The 18,919-nt window shown below is 44.1% G+C and carries 14 protein-coding genes and 1 pseudogene; 11 read left to right on the top strand and 4 right to left on the bottom strand.

Features of this window, described 5'->3' with window-relative positions; translation table 11 throughout:
* The first annotated feature begins 52 nt into the window (after positions 1-52).
* Positions 53-3,202 carry an efflux RND transporter permease subunit gene (locus EXU85_RS29000; RefSeq protein WP_142775432.1) on the top strand — a complete coding sequence of 1,050 codons (3,150 nt, stop codon included), beginning with the start codon at positions 53-55 and terminating at the stop codon, positions 3,200-3,202.
* Between the two features lie 180 nt (positions 3,203-3,382).
* On the top strand, positions 3,383-4,837 hold the full coding sequence (locus EXU85_RS28995; protein ID WP_142775431.1) for a hypothetical protein: 1,455 nt from the start codon (positions 3,383-3,385) through the stop codon (positions 4,835-4,837).
* Between the two features lie 97 nt (positions 4,838-4,934).
* Here the strand turns inward: EXU85_RS28995 and EXU85_RS28990 are convergent, their stop codons facing one another.
* The gene (locus EXU85_RS28990) at positions 4,935-5,594 is read right to left on the bottom strand and encodes a hypothetical protein (RefSeq protein ID WP_142775430.1); all 660 of its coding nucleotides are present in this window, start codon (positions 5,592-5,594) and stop codon (positions 4,935-4,937) included.
* Between the two features lie 196 nt (positions 5,595-5,790).
* Here EXU85_RS28990 and EXU85_RS28985 point away from each other — a divergent pair, with 196 nt between their 5' ends.
* Positions 5,791-7,047 (top strand): Na+/H+ antiporter, encoded by a 1,257-nt coding sequence (locus EXU85_RS28985; RefSeq protein WP_142775429.1) that lies wholly within the window; start codon positions 5,791-5,793, stop codon positions 7,045-7,047.
* Positions 7,048-7,289: 242 nt separating this feature from the next.
* Here the strand turns inward: EXU85_RS28985 and mdh are convergent, their stop codons facing one another.
* The gene (gene mdh, locus EXU85_RS28980) at positions 7,290-8,231 is read right to left on the bottom strand and encodes a malate dehydrogenase (protein ID WP_142775428.1); all 942 of its coding nucleotides are present in this window, start codon (positions 8,229-8,231) and stop codon (positions 7,290-7,292) included.
* Positions 8,232-8,417: 186 nt separating this feature from the next.
* Here mdh and EXU85_RS28975 point away from each other — a divergent pair, with 186 nt between their 5' ends.
* The 5 genes from EXU85_RS28975 to ruvA all read left to right on the top strand — a co-directional run bounded on the left by EXU85_RS28975 (position 8,418) and on the right by ruvA (position 13,253).
* Positions 8,418-8,879 (top strand): YkvA family protein, encoded by a 462-nt coding sequence (locus EXU85_RS28975; protein WP_142775427.1) that lies wholly within the window; start codon positions 8,418-8,420, stop codon positions 8,877-8,879.
* 164 nt (positions 8,880-9,043) lie between these two features.
* Positions 9,044-9,244, top strand: a complete 201-nt coding sequence (locus EXU85_RS28970) for a twin-arginine translocase TatA/TatE family subunit (RefSeq protein WP_142775426.1) — start codon at positions 9,044-9,046, stop codon at positions 9,242-9,244.
* A 175-nt stretch (positions 9,245-9,419) separates the two neighbouring features.
* Positions 9,420-10,892 (top strand): Asp-tRNA(Asn)/Glu-tRNA(Gln) amidotransferase subunit GatA, encoded by a 1,473-nt coding sequence (gatA, locus tag EXU85_RS28965; protein WP_142776873.1) that lies wholly within the window; start codon positions 9,420-9,422, stop codon positions 10,890-10,892.
* Between the two features lie 99 nt (positions 10,893-10,991).
* Positions 10,992-12,548 (top strand): lytic transglycosylase domain-containing protein, encoded by a 1,557-nt coding sequence (locus EXU85_RS28960; protein ID WP_142775425.1) that lies wholly within the window; start codon positions 10,992-10,994, stop codon positions 12,546-12,548.
* Positions 12,549-12,662: 114 nt separating this feature from the next.
* Positions 12,663-13,253, top strand: a complete 591-nt coding sequence (gene ruvA / locus EXU85_RS28955) for a Holliday junction branch migration protein RuvA (RefSeq protein ID WP_142775424.1) — start codon at positions 12,663-12,665, stop codon at positions 13,251-13,253.
* Between the two features lie 78 nt (positions 13,254-13,331).
* Here the strand turns inward: ruvA and EXU85_RS28950 are convergent, their stop codons facing one another.
* Positions 13,332-13,652, bottom strand: coding sequence for a hypothetical protein (locus EXU85_RS28950; protein ID WP_142775423.1), 321 nt, complete (start codon positions 13,650-13,652; stop codon positions 13,332-13,334).
* Positions 13,653-13,982: 330 nt separating this feature from the next.
* Positions 13,983-14,567 (bottom strand): annotated as a pseudogene (locus tag EXU85_RS28945) (S9 family peptidase); the annotation flags it as partial.
* Positions 14,568-15,534: 967 nt separating this feature from the next.
* Between EXU85_RS28945 and EXU85_RS28940 the strand changes: the two are divergent.
* Genes EXU85_RS28940 through EXU85_RS28930 form a run of 3 tightly spaced genes read left to right on the top strand, consistent with a single transcriptional unit; the run spans position 15,535 to position 18,671 of the window.
* Entirely contained in the window at positions 15,535-16,437 is a 903-nt protein-coding gene (locus tag EXU85_RS28940; RefSeq protein ID WP_168207883.1) for a hypothetical protein, read from the top strand.
* A 27-nt stretch (positions 16,438-16,464) separates the two neighbouring features.
* Positions 16,465-16,731, top strand: a complete 267-nt coding sequence (locus tag EXU85_RS28935; protein ID WP_142775421.1) for a PqqD family protein — start codon at positions 16,465-16,467, stop codon at positions 16,729-16,731.
* Between the two features lie 32 nt (positions 16,732-16,763).
* Complete coding sequence (locus tag EXU85_RS28930) at positions 16,764-18,671, top strand: asparagine synthase-related protein (RefSeq protein ID WP_142775420.1); 1,908 nt, start codon at positions 16,764-16,766, stop codon at positions 18,669-18,671.
* Positions 18,672-18,919 lie beyond the last annotated feature (248 nt).

Below are 18,919 nucleotides of genomic sequence, written 5' to 3'. Positions count from 1 at the left end.
GAAAACCTCAAACTTCGAACTTCGAACTTCAGACTGAAAACGACAAACTAAAATGTCAGTAACAGAAATAGCCATTAAACGCCCAACGCTGGTTGTTGTGGCTTTTACAATCCTGGGTATTTTGGGCTTTATCTCGTATAAAAGCCTGAACTATACCCTATTGCCGAAATTCGATGCGGCTGTTGTCACGGTAATTACTACGTATCCGGGAGCCGCTGCCGGTGAGGTCGAAAACTCCGTGACCCGCAAACTCGAAGATGCGGTGTCATCACTCGAAAATTTGAAAAACATAAGTTCGACCAGTCAGGAGGGGCTTTCTGTTATTCAGATTGAACTAGCCGCCAGTGCCGATCCGAATCAGGCCTTGCAGGATGCACAGCGAAAAGTGAATGCTGTACTCTCGCAACTGCCGGATGAAGTCGAATCGCCGACACTACAAAAATTCTCGACCGACGATGTGCCCGTTATTCGGATGGGGGTTCGGGGAAATCTCGAAGCCACTAAACTCTACGATCTGGTTGATGATCAGATTCGTACGCAACTGACGAAAGTGGATGGCGTAGGGCAGGTAACCCTAACGGGTGGTCGCGAGCGTGAAATCAAGATTGGTGTTGACCCGAACAAACTCAAATTGTATAACCTCTCGCTGGCGCAGGTAACACAGGCCGTCAATTCGGCCAACCTCGATTACCCAACGGGTCGTATTGAAACCGATCAGGCGCAATACGCCATCCGATTGGCAGGTAAGTTCACCGATATTAACCAGATCCGGAATGCGGCTCTGGTCACATCGACAAACGGAACGAACGTAGTATTGAGTGATGTAGCCACTGTAACCGATGGGGTTTCGGATGCAACGACCATCAACCGGATCAATGGACGCGAATCCATTGGTATTTCGATCCAGAAACAGACCGATGCCAACGCCGTGGCCATTAGCCAGCAAGTGCGCGGTATTCTGGGGGGCATCGAAAAGCAGTACGCTAACATCGGCTTAAAATTTGAAATCACCAGCGATTCATCGACCTACACACTGGCATCTGCCGAGGGTGTTATTTTCGACCTTGAGTTTGCGGTTGTGCTGGTGGCACTCGTGATGCTGCTGTTTTTGCATAGTATCCGGAATGCCTTCATCGTGATGGTATCGGTACCAGCGTCGATTATTTCGGTTTTTGTACCAATGTATCTGCTGGGCTTTACGCTCAACCTAATGACCCTGATGGCCTTGTCATTGGTAGTTGGTATTCTGGTCGATGACTCGATTGTGGTGTTGGAGAACATTTACCGCCACCTCGAAATGGGCAAAGATCGCCGAACGGCTGCCCTCGATGGGCGGAATGAAATTGGGTTCACTGCGCTGGCTATTACCATGGTGGACGTTGTGGTGTTCTTGCCGCTCGTATTTGTGCAGGGTTTGATTGCGAATATCATTCGGGAGTTCTCGCTGGTCGTGGTGTTCTCAACGCTTATGTCGCTGATTGTATCCTTTACTATAACCCCGTTGCTGGCGTCGCGTTTTGCTAAAGAAACTGACCTGAAAGGGCCTGGTCTTGGCAAACGATTCCTGTCGTGGTTTGAAGGACAATTCGACTCGCTTAAACATGGCTACGCCCGGTTACTTACGTGGAGTCTGGGTCACAAACGCTGGGTGTATATCACAGCTATTACCCTACTGATTGCTTCATTTGGTCTGGTAGGCGGTGGCTTCATTGGAACGACCTTTTTCCCGCAGAGTGACCAGGGCGAATTTATCGTACAGATCGAAGGTGAGCCCTTTAATAGTCTGGCCGAAACGAACCGAATTTGCCAGAAGATTGAAAAGCAACTGATGAGCAACAAGCTGGTTACGAAAGTCAACAGCAACGTTGGGTATTCGAGCGCTGCATCGGGTGGCGGATTAGGATCGACACCTTATCATAAGGCGGAGATTACGGTAACTATCGTACCCAAGCAGCAACGGACTATTTCGGTTGAGAAATTTGCCGCCCAAACGAAAGCGGAGATACTTAAAACGCCCGGCCTGAACGTTAAATCGGCACCTCTGGCCATTACAGGTGGTGCCAACGCGGCCCCGATTCAAATTCTATTACTGGGAAATTCGCAGCAGGATCTACAACAGGCGGCAACTATTGTGAAGCAGGTCGTGAAATCGGTAAGCGGAACGACCGACGTAGAGTTGGGCGTGGATGATCCTAAACCGGAGTTGAAAGTAAATCTCGATCGTCGTCAAATGGCGCAATACGGGGTATCCGTGGCTAATATAGGCGCTACTTTGCAGACAGCCTTCTCGGGCAATACGGATAGTAAATACCGGGTCGGTAGTCGTGATTATGACATCCGGGTTGAACTCAACAAGTTTAACCGTCAGAGTAAAGACGACGTGGGTAACCTGACAGTACCCGATGGAAAAGGAAAACTGATCGAAGTTCGGCAAATTGCCAATTTAGAACTGGGTACGGGTGCCACACAGTTGACGCGTTATAACCGGGTTGGCTCCTTGTTTGTCAATGCCAACGTTGTGGGCCGCCCAACGGGTACGGTTGGTACGGAGATCGACAATATTTTAAAAACGAAGCAGTTGCCGGGTGGCGTAACCTATAAGTTGAAAGGTGATCTGGAACGACAGTCAGATGCGTTTAGTAGCCTGGGCATTGCCTTGGGCTTGGCCATCACCTTTGTGTATCTGCTGATGGTAGCGCTGTACAACTCGTATTTCCGGCCGTTTGTGGTCCTGTTCTCCATCCCAATGGCGATTATCGGTGCATTTCTCGCACTGGCCTTAGCCGAACAGGCGATCTCCTTCTTCGTAATGCTGGGGATGATCATGCTGATTGGTCTGGTAGCTAAAAACGCTATCCTGCTGGTTGACTTTGCCAATGCACAAAAGGAAGAAGGAAAAAGCACGGTTGATGCACTTGTCGAAGCGGGTCGCGAACGGATTCGTCCTATTCTGATGACAACCATTGCGATGGCAATTGGCCTGTTACCGATGGCCCTGGCCACAGGCGATGGCTCAGAGTCGAAAAACGGCTTGGCCTGGGTAATTATTGGCGGTCTGATTAGTTCGCTGCTTCTTACGCTGGTTCTGGTTCCGACAGTCTATTTAACCTTTGAGAATGCCTTTAATGGGATTCATCGTCTGACAGCCCGGTTGAGCGGCAAGAAAGACAAGCCTGTACCGGCTAATCCAGCCAAGGTCTAGTTAGGCCTATCAACTTAAAAAGGCCGCCGGTTTAGGAACCAGCGGCCTTTTTTAATTTATTCGAGTTCGAAAAATTAAATTATAAATTGGTATAGTTAAAATTTAATCTCTTTTTAATCAAAAGTCTATGTTGATAGTAGTACAGTCATAGTTTTGCACCGATACCAAAACAGCAGCCAAATGAATACAACGCTGACGACTGGCTGGGTAGGTGCCTTGTTGATAACTGGTCAACTAACATTTGCTCAACAATCCGTTACTCCTCGCGCCGATACAACGAACCCTTCGGCAATGGTCATTGTCAATAATTCAGTTTCTCCCAAACCAACTCCTGAGAAAAATGAATTGAAGTACAACCTTAACGAATCAGGAACGCACTTTTTTAAAGCTACTTTTTTAAATCAGGCCTGGCTACAGTGGAATCAGAACAACCCTGGCTCAACGGTTATTGGTGTTCCTAAAGACAATACATTATCGATCGGGCTACGCCGAACCCGGATACAGCTATTTGGTCAAATCAGTGACCATCTGTTTGTGTACTTCCAGTTCGGGATGAATAATTTTAATTACCTGAACGGTGGGTTCAGCCAAACAACTTCCTCTCAACGGAAAGTACAGGCGTTTTTCCACGATGCGGTGGCTGAATACCTGGTAGTTAAGCATAAGAACTACCTGAATATTGGGGGTGGTTTGACCATTGTAAATGGATTGTCTCGCTTTAGCGCGCCCAGCGTGGCAACAATCATGAGTATGGATGTACCCGTATTTGCGCAGGCAACCGTTGACCAAACCGACCAATTTTCCCGTAAGCTGAGTATATATGCCCGTGGGCAGGTGGGTCACCTCGATTATCGTGTGTCGCTTAGTGATCCATTCCCCATTCAAACCAACGGCTCGGCCTTACCAGTCTATGGACCTAACTCGATTTTTGCGTTGAAGGGCCACGAGAAGCAATTTCAGGGCTTATTCATGTGGCAATTCTTCGATAAGGAATCGCATCAGACACCCGGTTATAATACGGGTACTTACCTTGGTGCGAAGAAAATCGTTAATCTTGAAGCTGGATTTATTACCCAGAAAAATGCGATGGTACACGTAGCAGCCCCCGGCGATACGGTCTATCAGGCGATGAATCTCTGGTCGATTGCCTCGTTCCTCGATATGCCGTTGAATAAAGAGAAAGGAACAGCAGTTAATGCATATCTGGGTTATTTCCATACCGATTATGGCACAAACTACCTGCGTTTCAACGGTGCTATGAACCCAGCCAGCGACATTGTGGCTGCCCAACGGCCCGGTGCATTAGGGGGTACCCAGGGGAATACTTTCCCAATGTTCGGTACGGGTAGCGTTGTATACGGCCAGTTTGGCTACCTAATGAAACGGGATCTGTTTGGGGCTGGCAACGGTACACTCATGCCGTACGTACAAGCCCAGATTGCCAATTACCAACGGGTAGTCAGTACGCTTGGCGTCTATAACCTTGGCCTCAATTATCTGATTAAAGGCCACAATGGTAAATTGACATTAGATTACCAGAACCGACCTTATTACGAACCCTCATCGGGTACTTCGCAAATCTCAGCGGGTGGCCGTCGGGGCCAGTTCACCTTGCAGTACCAGATTTTTATTTAGCTAATTCCAACGAGAGGAAACAACAAAACCAGGGGTTTACCTGAACAAAAATCCCCGCCAGATTTTGGTGGGGATTTTTACGAAGGCACACTACTATTTATTCTTTAAAGTCTTTGTCATACGGGAACTGGCGGGATGCCTTACGCATAATGGTTGTAATGATGGTGCCTGTGTTGCTCCCAAAACCACGTGAAAGCGTTTTGTCATATTTCCAGAGTAAGTCGCCCGTTTTGCCATCGTTGATGCTGATGGTTGTTTTACCGGTGTTTGTTGGTCCGCCAAATCCAACGGTTAAAGCCATCGCAACGGCTGCTCCGTTCGACATAGGTTGTGTACTTTCAAATGTGCCCGATACAATACCATCCACATTCAGAATTTTTGCCAACTCTTCTGAGGTAAAGCCTGATAACGTTTCGTAAGTTACGGCATTCCGTTCCAAAAGGGCATTCGTCCGGGCGGGGTCCTGAAAATCGACAGCGATGTCGTTGCTTTCTTTACGCTTTAGAAAATAGGAGTGAACCGCACTTTGTACACCGAGTCCTTCGCGTTTTTCCAGCGCGGCTACACCCGCTGGCCCCCCGTTTTTTTCCACCTCTTTGGGGCGAAGTTGCAAGGTTGTTCTGAAAGGTAAAATCGCCAGTATCTTGTGGTCTTTTGCCAGCGATTTAAAATTAGGATTTGTGTAAATCTCGCGTGTTTGAGCGACGCTTGTAAGTAGGGAGGTAATAACCAGTACGGTAGTAAATAGGTATTTCATGGCTAAATGAATGTTAAAACCAATGCATAGTTACGATTAGATTTGGGTATTCATTCAACGAGTTGTTATGAAACGGTATTATTTCAGGTTGGATTGATCAAATCGGAAAATCGGTTGTTTGGGCTGTTTATCAATAAAAAACCCATTGAGTTATCCCTAAGGGTGAACTCGTTATGTTTATAGAAACCGTATCCTTATGGAGAATTACAGTATCATTTTATTTCTGTTGGCGGTCATGATCGGCCTGTCGGCAGTGGCCGATAAGATTAAATTACCCTATCCAATCCTGATGGTTACGGCCGGCATTGCTGTTGGATTTATTCCGGGAATGCCAAAAATTGAGATTGATCCGGACGTTGTCTTTCTGCTTTTCTTGCCACCGATGCTGTACGACGCGGCTTTCAATATTTCCTGGACTGAATTCAAAAAGAACATAAATACGATTTCCTCGCTGGCATTCGCGCTGGTGTTTCTAACCGCAAGCGGCATTGCCATTACAGCCTATTTTATTATTCCGGGTATGACCTGGCCGCTTGCCTTTGTGCTGGGAGCCATTTTGTCGGCTACTGATGCCGTAGCCGCCATGAGTATTACCAAAGGATTGGGTTTATCACACAAGACCCTGACGATTTTAGAAGGAGAGAGCCTCATTAACGATGCATCTGGCCTGATTGCTTACCGGCTAGCGGTGGCTGCCGTAGCGGGGAGTTCATTTGTATTCTGGAAAGCAGGTTTACAGTTTCTTTTGTTGATTGGGGGAGGTTTTGCCGTGGGTTGGGTGTTGGGAAATGGGCTACGGTTTATTCTCAAGCAGCTTTCGGGCAATAAATTAGTGGCCATCAGCTTCACACTGTTAATGCCGTTTATTGCCTACTCAGTAGCCGAAGAGCTTCACGTATCAGGGGTTATTGCTGTGGTGACGCTCGGGCTGATTATCTCTCAGTTTGCCAAAAAGCTATTTCCTGATGGAACAAAAGCCCAATCCAAAGCCATCTGGGAAATCATTGTATTCATTCTGAACGGCTTGGTCTTTGTGCTCATCGGTCTTGAGTTTCCGTATGTACTTGACAATATTGATCGCCAGGAAATTTTACCCCTGATTGGCTATAGCTTCCTGGTTTGCCTGGTCGCCTTAGCGATCCGAATGGCCCGCGTATTTCTGCAAAAAATCAATATTGACCGCGCCTTTCGGAAAACCCAGGATAGCCGGTTCGAAGATGCCCAACTGGACTGGAAAAACTGCCTGATTATTAGCTGGTCCGGGATGCGGGGTATTGTTTCGCTGGCTACGGCTATTGCGCTACCCGTTACCCTGGCCGATGGTCAGGCATTTCCGCAGCGAGACACGATCATTTTCATCGCTGTCGTAACCGTATTGATTACGCTGGTAGGGCAGGGACTAAGTTTGCCGATGCTTGTCAAAAGGTTAGGCGTAACTAAAGACGAGTTTTAATCATAACCTGATTAAAGAATTAGTTTTCGGACCTGGTTCTAATCGCGTAGAAGGCTTTTTATGAAAACTGTTTCATGAGTGGTGTCAGATGTTAGCATCTGACACGGCGAGGTTTCTCAAAACCTATTGGTGTGAACAGAAGGTTTTAAGAAACCGACACCACAGCTAGAAGTGTTAAATATAGGGCAAACAAAAAGCCTGCTCATCCAAGAATGAGCAGGCTTGAAAATTATCTCACAAGACTAAACGCCAATATTGAGCGTACTGAGCACACCGTTCATATTCCGAACAGCATCAGCCGATTTGTTGAAAGCAGCCTGCTCTTCGTCGGTGAGTTTGTAATCGATGATTTCTTCCCAACCATTTTTACCCAGAACAACGGGTACGCCCAGGCAAATATCCGACTGACCATACTCGCCTTCCAGCAGTACGCAGGAGGGGATTATGCGCTTCTGGTCACGTAGAATGCTCTCGACCATGTAAGCACCCGCTGCACCTGGTGCATACCAGGCCGATGTACCAATTAGACCCGTCAACGTAGCACCACCTACCATGGTGTCGGCAGCTACTTTTTTCAGGGTGTCTTCATCCAGGAAGTTGCTTACAGGAACGCCAGCTTTGGTAGCTAAGCGCGTCAATGGGATCATGGTCGTGTCGCCATGACCACCAATAACCGAAGCCTGCAAATCGTTAGGCGAGCAGTTCAGGGCTAACGATAAATAGGTTTTGAAACGAGCTGAATCCAGGGCACCTCCTAAACCAATAACCCGATTTTTTGGCAGACCCGATGACTTCAACGCGAGGTAGGTCATGGTATCCATTGGGTTCGAGATAATAATGAAAATCGCGTCGGGCGAGTGTTTCAGAATATTTTCGGTCACACCTTTTACGATACCCGCGTTGATTCCAATAAGGTCTTCACGGGTCATACCCGGCTTGCGGGGCAAACCTGAGGTGATGACAACCACATCTGAACCAGCTGTTTTTTCATAATCATTGGTAGAACCTATCAGCTTAATGTCACAGTCGAGCAAGGTCGACGCCTGGAGCATATCAAGGGATTTGCCTTCGCTGATACCTTCTTTGATATCCAGGAGAACAACTTCATGGGCAAGTTCCCGGCGAACAATGTTGTCGGCGCAGGTGGCCCCAACGGCCCCAGCACCTACTACAGTAACTTTCATACGGTATTCGGAATTAAAGGGTTAACAAGCGACCGCAAAAGTACGTCTCTGGTTCAAGACAAACCAATAGCAGTCAGAATAAAACTTCTGGTTCAGTTCCTGCGTTTATAGTACGAACGAAAGTTATTAGATACGTACCATCCCTTGCTTTGTTAATCTGGCCGCTCCGGATTGACAAAAAAATCAATGAAAAACAGTAATCTTATATCCAGGATTCTATCCTCCATTTTTTTTAAGCGGGCCACTGATGGTGCCGCGCGCTACGCTCGTAACTCGCGAAGTTTGTATGAATTGATCCGGGAAGCCATTGATAAAAGCGGTGGCCTGTCGGGGGCAAACTTTGCCGCTTTCCGTGAACAGTTGGGTGTAGTTACTCGCTTGTTGAAGGCCTATGCATCGGGTGAGTATCGCCAGTTGCCCTGGAAAACATTGCTCCGGGTAATTGCTGTGCTGATTTATTTTGTATCACCTATCGACATTTTACCCGATTTTCTGCCGATTGTGGGTCTAACGGATGATATAGCACTCATGTTCTGGCTATTCAACGGTATTAAGGATGACATTGAGAAATTTCGGGAGTGGGAATATACGGCGACCAATCCACGGCAGGAATCATCCCGCCCGGTTGAGACTATTAAAATAGGGTGATGTTAACGTTTTCGGTGCAGGGTGCTTAGTTTATAGTTAGAACGATAAACTAAATCCCTTATATGGAAAACTATATTCACTAGTAGTGCGTAAGTTTCACTACGTTTTAATAGATTGTACGAGAGAGTTTTGTTAATTTTGCATACATTCAAATTCCAGGAATCATGATTTCAAGCATTTTCGCAATTATGGGTTTGGGCGGTCAGGAAATGATATTTATCTTCCTGGCGTTGCTCCTGTTGTTCGGCGCTAAAAAAATTCCCGAACTCGCACGGGGTCTCGGTAAAGGCATCAAAGAATTCAAAGACGCTACCAAAGACGTTCGCGAGAATATCGAAGAAGGTCTGAAAGAGTCGGAGAAATAAGGTAAGCTATGTTGTATAGCAGCAGACAATCAGGCGGTGCCAATCGGGAACCGTCTGATTGTCTGTTTTTATTAGTTGATAGTTTATGGTATTCGGTTTACGGTGGGCTGGCGCGTCAGCTATTCATGCGCCAGCCCACCGTAAACCGAATACCGTAAACCATAATCTGTTCTTTGTGACTCTCTACCGTAGCTTTTCCTCTGTTCAGGCCGATCTTAAACGTGGCTCCACTACCTGCCGACAATTGGTAGACCAATACCTCGTTCGTATTGATCAACACCAATACCTCAATGTATTTACCGAAGTTTACGCCGATGAAGCCCGGCAACAAGCCGATATAGTTGACCAAAAATTGGCCTCTGGTAAGGCAGGCCGTCTGGCCGGCATGGTTATCGGTATTAAAGATGTGCTCAATTATACCGGGCACGGCGTTCGGGCCGGAAGCCGAATTCTAGAAAACTTTACAGCTCAATTTACGGCTACAGCTATCCAACGGTTGCTGGATGAAGACGTTATCATCATTGGCCGTCAAAACTGCGACGAATTTGCCATGGGATCATCGAATGAGAATTCAGCCTTTGGTCCTGTTCGGAATGCGGCCGATACCAGTCGGGTACCGGGTGGTTCAAGTGGTGGCTCGGCGGTAGCGGTTCAGGCTGGCCTTTGTTTAGCCAGTATTGGTTCTGATACGGGTGGTTCCGTTCGGCAACCGGCTGCCTTTTGTGGCGTAGTTGGTCTGAAACCCACATACGGCCGCATTAGCCGCTGGGGATTAATTGCCTATGCATCTTCCTTCGACTGCATTGGACCTATTGCCAATAACGCTGAGGATGCCGCTCTTTTGCTGGAAATAATGGCAGGCCCTGATGAATTTGATAGTACAGTTTCAAGTCAGCCCGTTTCAGCTTACACCCAGGCAACCCTTCCTGACCGGCCTTTACGCATTGCCTATCTGCGTGATGGTGTCGAGAGTGCGGGGGTCGATGAGAGCGTTCGGGAGGCTACCCAACGTAAAATCAACGAATTGAAGGCCGCAGGGCACACGGTAGAACCTGTTGATATTTCTCTTTTAACGTATCTGTTACCAACCTATTACATTCTGACCACTGCCGAAGCCTCCTCAAATCTCTCGCGTTTCGATGGTGTGCGTTATGGATATAGAAGTGCAACAACTAATAAATCGGCAATGGACGTATCCACGCCGGACCTTTTGACGTTGTACAAAAAAAGCCGTACAGAAGGGTTTGGTGCCGAAGTGCGTCGGCGGATTTTACTCGGCACGTTTGCGCTGAGTGCCAGCTATTACGATGCCTACTATACCAAAGCGCAACAGGTTCGGCGATTGATCCGACAGGAAACCGAGCGTCTGTTTGAGAATTATGATTTTTTGCTTTCGCCCACAACCCCTACACCAGCGTTTAAGTTGGGCGAAAAAACTGGCCGGCATTCCGGGGACGACCCTTTACAAATGTACCTCGCCGATATTTTCACGGTACAGGCCAATGTGGTAGGGTACCCGGCAATATCAATACCTAATGGCACTGATCCTGATGGACTGCCAATCGGTATACAACTAATGGCTCCTCCATATGCCGAGGGATCATTAGTGGCATTGGCAAAAAGTTTGTTAATGAATAATGTAGAATGAATAACGTAGAATGCTGTTCAGTAGAAGTTAAAATCTAAATCATTATACATTACCCATTATACATTGACCATTATCCAGTAAATACGTAACGAAACCTATATGAACTACCTGAACCGTAGCCTGCTGAGATTGGGGCTGTTGAGTGCGGTAGTGGGACTGGCAACAGTGACTCACGCCGAGACTACGATTCAATTAGATAGTACAATCGTAAAGAAAGATACGATAGCGGTTGTGCCCACTGTGCCTGACAGCCTGCTTCGTGAGCGGCTGGCGAAGTTGCAGAAAGACATTCCCCTCAATTATCATAAGGCTGTTCAGGCTTATGTCGATTACTTCACCTTCCGCCGGGCAAGCTATACCCGTACAATGCTGGAGCGGATACCGCTTTTCTTCCCATTGTACGAGCGGATGTTAAAGCAGTATGGCCTGCCTGATGAACTGAAATACCTTTCTATTGTTGAATCGGCTTTAAATCCACGGGCTATTTCGCGTGCTGGTGCGGGTGGATTGTGGCAGATAATGCCTGGAACAGGTCGTGATTTACGTTTATCGCAGGATGACTATGTTGATGAGCGGATGGACCCCGTAAAGGCTACTGAAGCCGCCTGCAAATACCTCCGGGATTTGTATAACATCTTCGGTGATTGGGAAATGGCGATGGCAGCCTACAACTGTGGACCAGGTGCAGTAAAGCGGGCTATGCGTCGGTCGGGGGGCGATACGTTTTATACGATTTATGATGCACTGCCCAAAGAAACCAGAGGGTATGTACCTCAATTTGTAGCGTTCACCTATTTGATGAATCATGCCAATGATCATGGTATCGTGGCCGAAAATTATGAGTATCCAATTCCGCATGACACAATTCAGGTAAGCGGTTATTTTAACCTCGAAACCTTTGCCAGGCATAGTACAATGGCACTGGCCGATTTGCAGAAAATGAATCCAGCTATCACGACGACTATGCTGCCGGAAGGTACTAACCGCTATCCGCTACGTGTGCCGCGCGAGCAATATGCCTATTTCGCTTCTCGTCGCCAGGCTATTCTGGATTCGGCTAGTCGGATACCGGGCCGGATGGAGCATATGTTGCTGGCCAGTGCTGAGGATATTCGGTATGGATCTGACTCAATGGGGACATGGGGAGCACTAAGTCAGAACCCGTTGGCCAATATAAGCCTAGAAGCTCCCCCTTCTCCGGCTGCTCAACTTGCCGTTGCCGAATCGGCTGATGAATCCGAAGATGATATTGAAACGGTTGTTATGCGGAAACCCCGTAAACAAACGTATGTAGTGAAAAAAGGCGATAATCTGGGTGAAATTGCCGACCGGTATCATGTTGAACTTTATGACCTGAAACGCTGGAACCACCTGCGGTCAACCAAAATCCAGCGAGGCCAGAAGTTAACTATATTGAAAGAAGTTGCTGAAACCCGAGCTGAACGCCTGGCCGATCAGGGAACGGCCAAAGGACGTAAGAAAGCAGACGTTATTGCTAAAGCGAAGCACTACAAACCCCGTTACCATCGGGTACAGAGTGGCGACACGCTCTGGAACATCGTTCAGCGCTATGATCTGACTATCGATCAGCTCAAGAAAATGAACCATATAAAGAGTAACGCGCTCCGGCCCGGCCAGAAGCTGATTGTTGGCTAAATCTGAAGCCTGGGATAGCCAATATACACCCACGATTTTGTCAAAAAAGTCGTGGGTTTTTCGTATCTTTATCTGTACATAACACGCTTAAAAACAAGCCTTTCCAAACTACGAATGATCGCTTATTTAGACGGAACGCTGGCCCATAAAGACCCTACACATGCCATCATCGACGTACACGGGGTAGGCTATATGATCCATATTTCCCTTCAAACGTATGCCGTTTTACCCGGCGGTGGCGACCGAGTTAAGTTGTTTATTCACCACTTGTTTCGCGAGGACTTACAGGCTCTGTACGGCTTTGCCATTGCCGATGAAAAGTCGTTGTTCCTGGACTTGATTGGTGTTTCGGGAGTTGGGCCCAACACGGCTCTGGGAATGCTCTCGGCTATGCAACCCGGCGACTTACGGCTTGCCATATTAGGTGAAAATGTTCGGGCGGTGCAGGCTATTAAAGGCATTGGTGCCAAAACAGCCCAACGCATCATTCTCGAATTACGCGATAAAATGAAAAAATCGGGTATTGTGCCCAATGGGCCTACCTACCGCCAGTCGGCTGTCGATCCTGTTCGCGAAGAGTCACTGGCTGCACTGGTTGCGTTAGGTTTCCCTAAACCAACCGCTGAGAAAAGCGTGGATGACGCCCTGAAAGCTGATCCATCGCTAAGCGTCGAGGATGTAATTCGGCGAGCATTGCGAACCTAATGATTGGGTTGTAGAGGGATAAAAAACGTGGTCCGACTTACGAGTCGGACCACGTTTTTTATCCCTCTACATTTATAATTAATCAACGCCAGCAGCCTTCTTGGTTTTAGCTTTAGCAACTGCTTTTAATTCTTTAGCTTCTCCCTTCATTTCTTTCTTTTCGGCTTTCTCCATTTTCCGATCGGCTTTTGCCATTCTCGTTTTTGGGTCAGAAATACCTTTAACTTCTAATCCTTTATGTGTAGAGGCTTCGTGTTTATACTCAATGGCTTTAGCCACTTTTTTCTCTGCCTTCATTTCTTTTTTGGCTGCTTTTCCTTCCTGAACGGCCTGTGCAAATCCAAGTTGAGCGATCGAAAGCAGGCTGCAAACTGACGCAGCGATGATTAACTTTTTCATAACAATTGATCGTTTAGTGAATAATATACCTACGTATTTGTAGGTAGTTACTGCCATTACAAACCTGCCACTTTTAGGTTTGTTTAACGCAATAGTTCTACGATAACCAGATGTTTTAATTCTGGAGCACGAGAACGTTAGCGACATGTATCCTTAAAATATTGATTTTCAGTAAATTATAAGTTAAGCTGGCTCGCTTGGAAAAGCACTCAACTACCTAGTTAATTTTACCGAAAATATTTTTTACCGGTAAGAACTGGCAGACGATTCTGTACCTGAAAAAATGCTTAAGTATGAAAAAGCCTGACATTCTGGTCAGGCTTTTCGTTATTAATTCAATGGACTACTTTTCAAATAGGTTTCTAAATAATTTGTGTATTGCTGATACAATAGAAGCTGCGTTCCTGCACTGTAGGCCACGCCATGAGCACCGGGTGGATAAATCCGGAGGTCAGCATCTTTACCCGCGTCTTCCAGCGCATTCATGAGCTGAAACGTATTCCGAACGTGTACATTCTCGTCCATGGTGGCGTGGGCAATGAACATTTTACCCGCCAGATTTTTAGCAAAAGGTGATACGGCACTGGCTTTATAGTTCTCTTCATTCTCGGGCAACAACCCCATATAGCGTTCGGTATAAATAGAGTCGTAAAGTCGCCAATCGGTAACAGGGGCTCCTACAATCGACACTTTGAACACACCCGGATGGGTGAGCATGGTATAGCTACTCATATAGCCGCCGTAACTATGCCCCCGGATTGCCATTCGGTTGGCATCCACCCAGGGTTGCTTGGCTAAGTAAGCGGCTGCTTCCGCAAAATCGAGGCTCTCATATTTTCCTAGCTTCTCACAAACGATTTTCTCGAAGTCACGTCCATACCCACCGCTGCCCCGGTTGTCCACGCTAACAGCGAGAGCCAATGCCAAGTTCGCTAGCCATTTATAATCAGAGTGTGAAGATTATACAGTTCATTACATAAGAAACAGGCATGGATGCTAACAAGAAAATCAATGGGCGCAAGCGCAATATCGCCGTGGTTCGCCTAGGCTTACCTCAGACACTAAACGTTACTGATGCCAATATGTCGGATAACTAAGCGGACAAGTGATGGTTGGGCGTCTGAAGGAAAGTTAACTCGGCTAGAAATTATTGCTGCGGATCATGACTATAAGGTTAGTTTCATTAAGCATATTGAACAGCAGTAGGGATGGCGAGTTGAAATGCACAAAAATCTAAAAGCAGTCAGAGCTTCGTGATTGAGAGGAATTGCTGACCCATCGAACGCAGCTCTGGATGGCTCAATTTTAGACGACTTATGTTTCGGGATGTGGAGAAAACCATCGAAAGTTCGGAGGCCATGTTAAGAAGTGGTTCCATTCTATGTTCAGCAACAGATTTACCAAATAAAATTCCAAAACATACTCTAAAGGTATTTACACTTTTTTTTGTTATTTTTTATAGCTGTGAATAGCAAGAAGGGTTAAGATTAATTACTGTATGAGAAATGATAATACTTAAAGTAAAGAAATGGACATAATAAGCACGAATATATTTTAATTTATTATCTATCAAAAAATATCTATAGTAATTATTTTTAATAAATGTAATTGGGTTACAAATATTAAAAACCTATTTTTAGAAAACATGTAATAATGTTTGGGTATAATGGTTACCTTTTTCAGTTGAACAGTCTTAAAGATAATTAGCCAAGAATAGACATTCAATGCTAGTAATATGCAAAAGGCAACTTCAATATAAAAGGGAGTATTGCGTTCATAATCAATAAAAAATTTTTTAAAATAAATAAAATTGATAGTAACATCAAGTATAAAAAACTACTCGTATGAGGCATATGGAATTCCGATAAGATCGGCAATTGAATTGCCTGCTCTTTCACTATACAATGGAAGCACATTAGCCAAGGAAATCTTGGTAGAGCAAGGAATTATTCCGGATAATTTAAAAAATAATGCCTTCAAAAATGAATTGTTTAGTAAATATAATGACAACGAATTTAGGCATGAGATTCCAAAGGTGGCTCGCTATTATATAACACAAGGTGAGTATATAATTATAGAACCACTATGCAATAATTGGAATGAGATATTACTCTATTTTTACGCCAATTGTCTATCAATTGCGTTATTTCAGCGTAACCAATTACCTTTTCATGTGTCAGGGATTTTTGTTAAATCGGATAGCGTCCTTTTGTTTGCAGGCCCATCACAGGTGGGGAAATCAACCACTGCGTTAATGCTTCAACAAAAAGGCTACGCTCCATTTACAGATGATACAGCACTATTAACAGTTGAAAACGGGATTTGCTTCGCTCAGGCTTCATATCCAATGATGCGATTATGGCAGAGTACAATTGATCAGCAAACCTTATTTCAGGAGGCTGAGAAACAATCTATTCTAACAAATATTGACAAATATGCTTTTTCTTTTCATGAAAAATTTCGTAATGAAAAAGTAAAAGTAATAGGGATCGTATTTTTAGAAACAATAGGAGAGGAAATTGAAATCGAGAAATTAAAACCTTCAGAACAAATGGTATTACTAAGTAATAATATTTATAGAAGTGAATGGCTTTATGGAATGCGGAAATATGCTCTACAATTTATACAGCTAACAGAAATTACTAAGCTATTACCTGCTTGGAAAGCTACTCGCCCAAAGAATGTACTAAGCTTTGGCACTTTTGCTGATAATATTATACAGAATATTATTGGAGAGCCAGACAAGCTCACCCATGATATTTGCAAAGTGAGTGAATCTTATTGATTTCTGTTGAATTATTTAATATTAGTTATGATTTACACGATTAACTCAGAGAGAATACTTTTCACGCAATTAGTTGAAGAAGGTGTCGTTTATGATACCATGAAAAATGAATATGTTACTCTTAATGAAACCTTTTTTAAGATTTTAAAGGGTATAGACCAAGGGAAAAGTAGTCGAGAAATTGTAGCCGCCCTCTGTCAAGAATATAATATAACCCAAGATGAGTGTTTGCGAGAAACGAATGAAGCACTTAAAGTCTTAGAGGAAAAAGCATACATAAAAGTTAATGGTTAATCAATTAAGAGGCCAAAAATTACTATTCGCAAATGAGCTTACTTTTTGGTTTCCTATATACCGACAATACATCGTTAGTCAATGAATTAAGAGATGGTCAATTGTTGGATAACATGTATAAAGGCATTGAGCATTTCCCGCATGAAAAAAAAGCATCTATGTTTAAAGATGCTGCCGCATTTGGTCATGCTCTTACTTATAATACCCCTGAGGCATTATATGAGCAAATGCCCCTTTATATTGAGGATCAACAGCTTTTATTTGTATCTGAAGGCCGAATTGATAATAGGACCGAATTAGCGTCTGCTTTAGAATTAAGCTTGAACGATCAGCTATCAGATGGGCAGTTGATGTTAAAATCTTACCAGAGATGGGGCGAAAATGCACCTACAAAGCTGCTAGGTGATTGGTCGTTTGCTTGTTTCCATGCTACTACAAAAGAGTTATTTATTGCCCGTGACCACCATGGGTATAGCACTGTTTTCTATCATTTCGATGGGAAACAATTCTCTTTTTCTACTTCTATAAAATCCCTTCTTGCTCTTGAGAACGTAGCGAAAAAAGCCAATGAGTCCTATATTATTTCAGATTTAGTAATTGCTAGAAAAAATGAGCAAGATAATGAAACGATCTATAAAGGTATATATATATTGCCTCCTGCCTACACGCTTAAGTTAAAAAAAGCTAGTTTAACTATAAATCGCTATTGGTTCCCTGAACATATTGAGTTGATTTATCGTAAAAATTTGAATGATTATATTGATGAATTAAGAGAAATTCTAACTAAATCTATAAGTGCAAGATTAAGAAGCTATAAATCGGTTGCATCCATGCTAAGTGGTGGTTTAGATTCCAGCACAGTATCGTTTCTGGCAGCAGAGTTACTAGCAAAATCAAATCAACCATTAGCGACGCTTAGCCACGTACCACTTTTTAAGAAAGAATTAAATCAAGAAGAATCGAATTCTATTTTAGATGAAGGACCTTTTGTAGAAGCCATTGCACTTGCATCAGGTAATATTAACTCGCATAGACTTACCTCTAAGTACATTTCGCCTATAAAAGGGATTTGTAAAATGGTAGATATAAACGATTCAATAATACATGGTGCATGTAATGCTTATTGGCTAGTTGATATTTATGAAACAACTAAACGTAATGGCTTTAGTACACTTCTTACAGGTGACAATGGGAATGCAACTATATCTTATCCCGGTGTACATTACCTCTTACCGTTTAATCATCCAAGTTTTTTGAAAAATCCTAAAAAACTAATTAAATCAGTAATTTCAAAACAATTTGTCTTCCGATACCTCCGATCCTTTGTAGACGAATATATTGGGCATGGCATGGAAAACTATATTCGGAATGTATTGTATGTGCAAAAACCTATTTTAACTAAATGGAATATCTTAGAGAATAATCAAAACTATAATAGAAAAAGCAATTATTCTTTCTATCCCAATGCAAAAACAGGAATGTTGGATAGCCTGATGGCTGGTCAGAATCCGAGATGTATGTTTGGTGCGAATACAAAACATTTTTACGGGATTGAATTACGAGACCCAACAGCTGACAAGCGTGTAGTAGAATTTTGCCTTTCAATACCAAATTGTATATTTTTTGATGAAAAGGGAAATAACAAACAAGTCATAAGAAAAATGATGGAACATCGTTTGCCTGACAAAGTTTTATTTGAGAAGAAAAAAGGGCTGCAAAGTTCTGATATTGTTTATCGCGCTTTGGCTGAGCAGAATAATATTACTAACTTGCTAGCTATTGTTTGTAGGAACTCAACTTTTCAAGAAATTATTCACACAAAAAGATTACGAGATGATTGGCAATCCTTTCAAAAACAGAAAACTACTAACCTACTCCAATTACAGACACTTTTGAAGACCTTAATGCTTGGGTATTTTTTGGAGACTAATGATCTTTAAGTTTAATTATTTTTTTTAACAATTTAATTTTTTAACAATGGACAAACAATCCAATAACAAGGTGGTAGAAAAAGCCCTTCAACCGGTGGAAGGTACCCAGAGAAAAGAATGGGTAACGCCTAAAATGACTGAGATCAGCCTTTTGGGTATTAAGACTGATCCAGGGCATGATGGAATAATGTACAGTTCGTAATCTCTCTTCTACATTTTTTATGTAAGAAATGTAGATAAACGCAGGAATATTATAG

The organism is Spirosoma sp. KCTC 42546 (assembly GCF_006965485.1).
GTDB lineage: Bacteria > Bacteroidota > Bacteroidia > Cytophagales > Spirosomataceae > Spirosoma.
This window is presented reverse-complemented; position numbering and strand designations above follow the sequence as displayed.

What these genes read in the sequence shown, in the direction of transcription:
- EXU85_RS28985 (WP_142775429.1), top strand. Translation starts at nt 5,791, where the DNA reads ATGGAGAATTACAGTATCATTTTATTTCTGTTGGCGGTCATGATCGGC.
- EXU85_RS28995 (WP_142775431.1), top strand. Translation starts at nt 3,383, where the DNA reads ATGAATACAACGCTGACGACTGGCTGGGTAGGTGCCTTGTTGATAACT.
- EXU85_RS28960 (WP_142775425.1), top strand. Translation starts at nt 10,992, where the DNA reads ATGAACTACCTGAACCGTAGCCTGCTGAGATTGGGGCTGTTGAGTGCG.
- EXU85_RS29000 (WP_142775432.1), top strand. Translation starts at nt 53, where the DNA reads ATGTCAGTAACAGAAATAGCCATTAAACGCCCAACGCTGGTTGTTGTG.
- ruvA (WP_142775424.1), top strand. Translation starts at nt 12,663, where the DNA reads ATGATCGCTTATTTAGACGGAACGCTGGCCCATAAAGACCCTACACAT.
- EXU85_RS28990 (WP_142775430.1), bottom strand. Translation starts at nt 5,594, where the DNA reads ATGAAATACCTATTTACTACCGTACTGGTTATTACCTCCCTACTTACA.
- EXU85_RS28930 (WP_142775420.1), top strand. Translation starts at nt 16,764, where the DNA reads ATGAGCTTACTTTTTGGTTTCCTATATACCGACAATACATCGTTAGTC.
- EXU85_RS28935 (WP_142775421.1), top strand. Translation starts at nt 16,465, where the DNA reads ATGATTTACACGATTAACTCAGAGAGAATACTTTTCACGCAATTAGTT.
- EXU85_RS28970 (WP_142775426.1), top strand. Translation starts at nt 9,044, where the DNA reads ATGATTTCAAGCATTTTCGCAATTATGGGTTTGGGCGGTCAGGAAATG.
- mdh (WP_142775428.1), bottom strand. Translation starts at nt 8,231, where the DNA reads ATGAAAGTTACTGTAGTAGGTGCTGGGGCCGTTGGGGCCACCTGCGCC.
- EXU85_RS28950 (WP_142775423.1), bottom strand. Translation starts at nt 13,652, where the DNA reads ATGAAAAAGTTAATCATCGCTGCGTCAGTTTGCAGCCTGCTTTCGATC.
- EXU85_RS28975 (WP_142775427.1), top strand. Translation starts at nt 8,418, where the DNA reads ATGAAAAACAGTAATCTTATATCCAGGATTCTATCCTCCATTTTTTTT.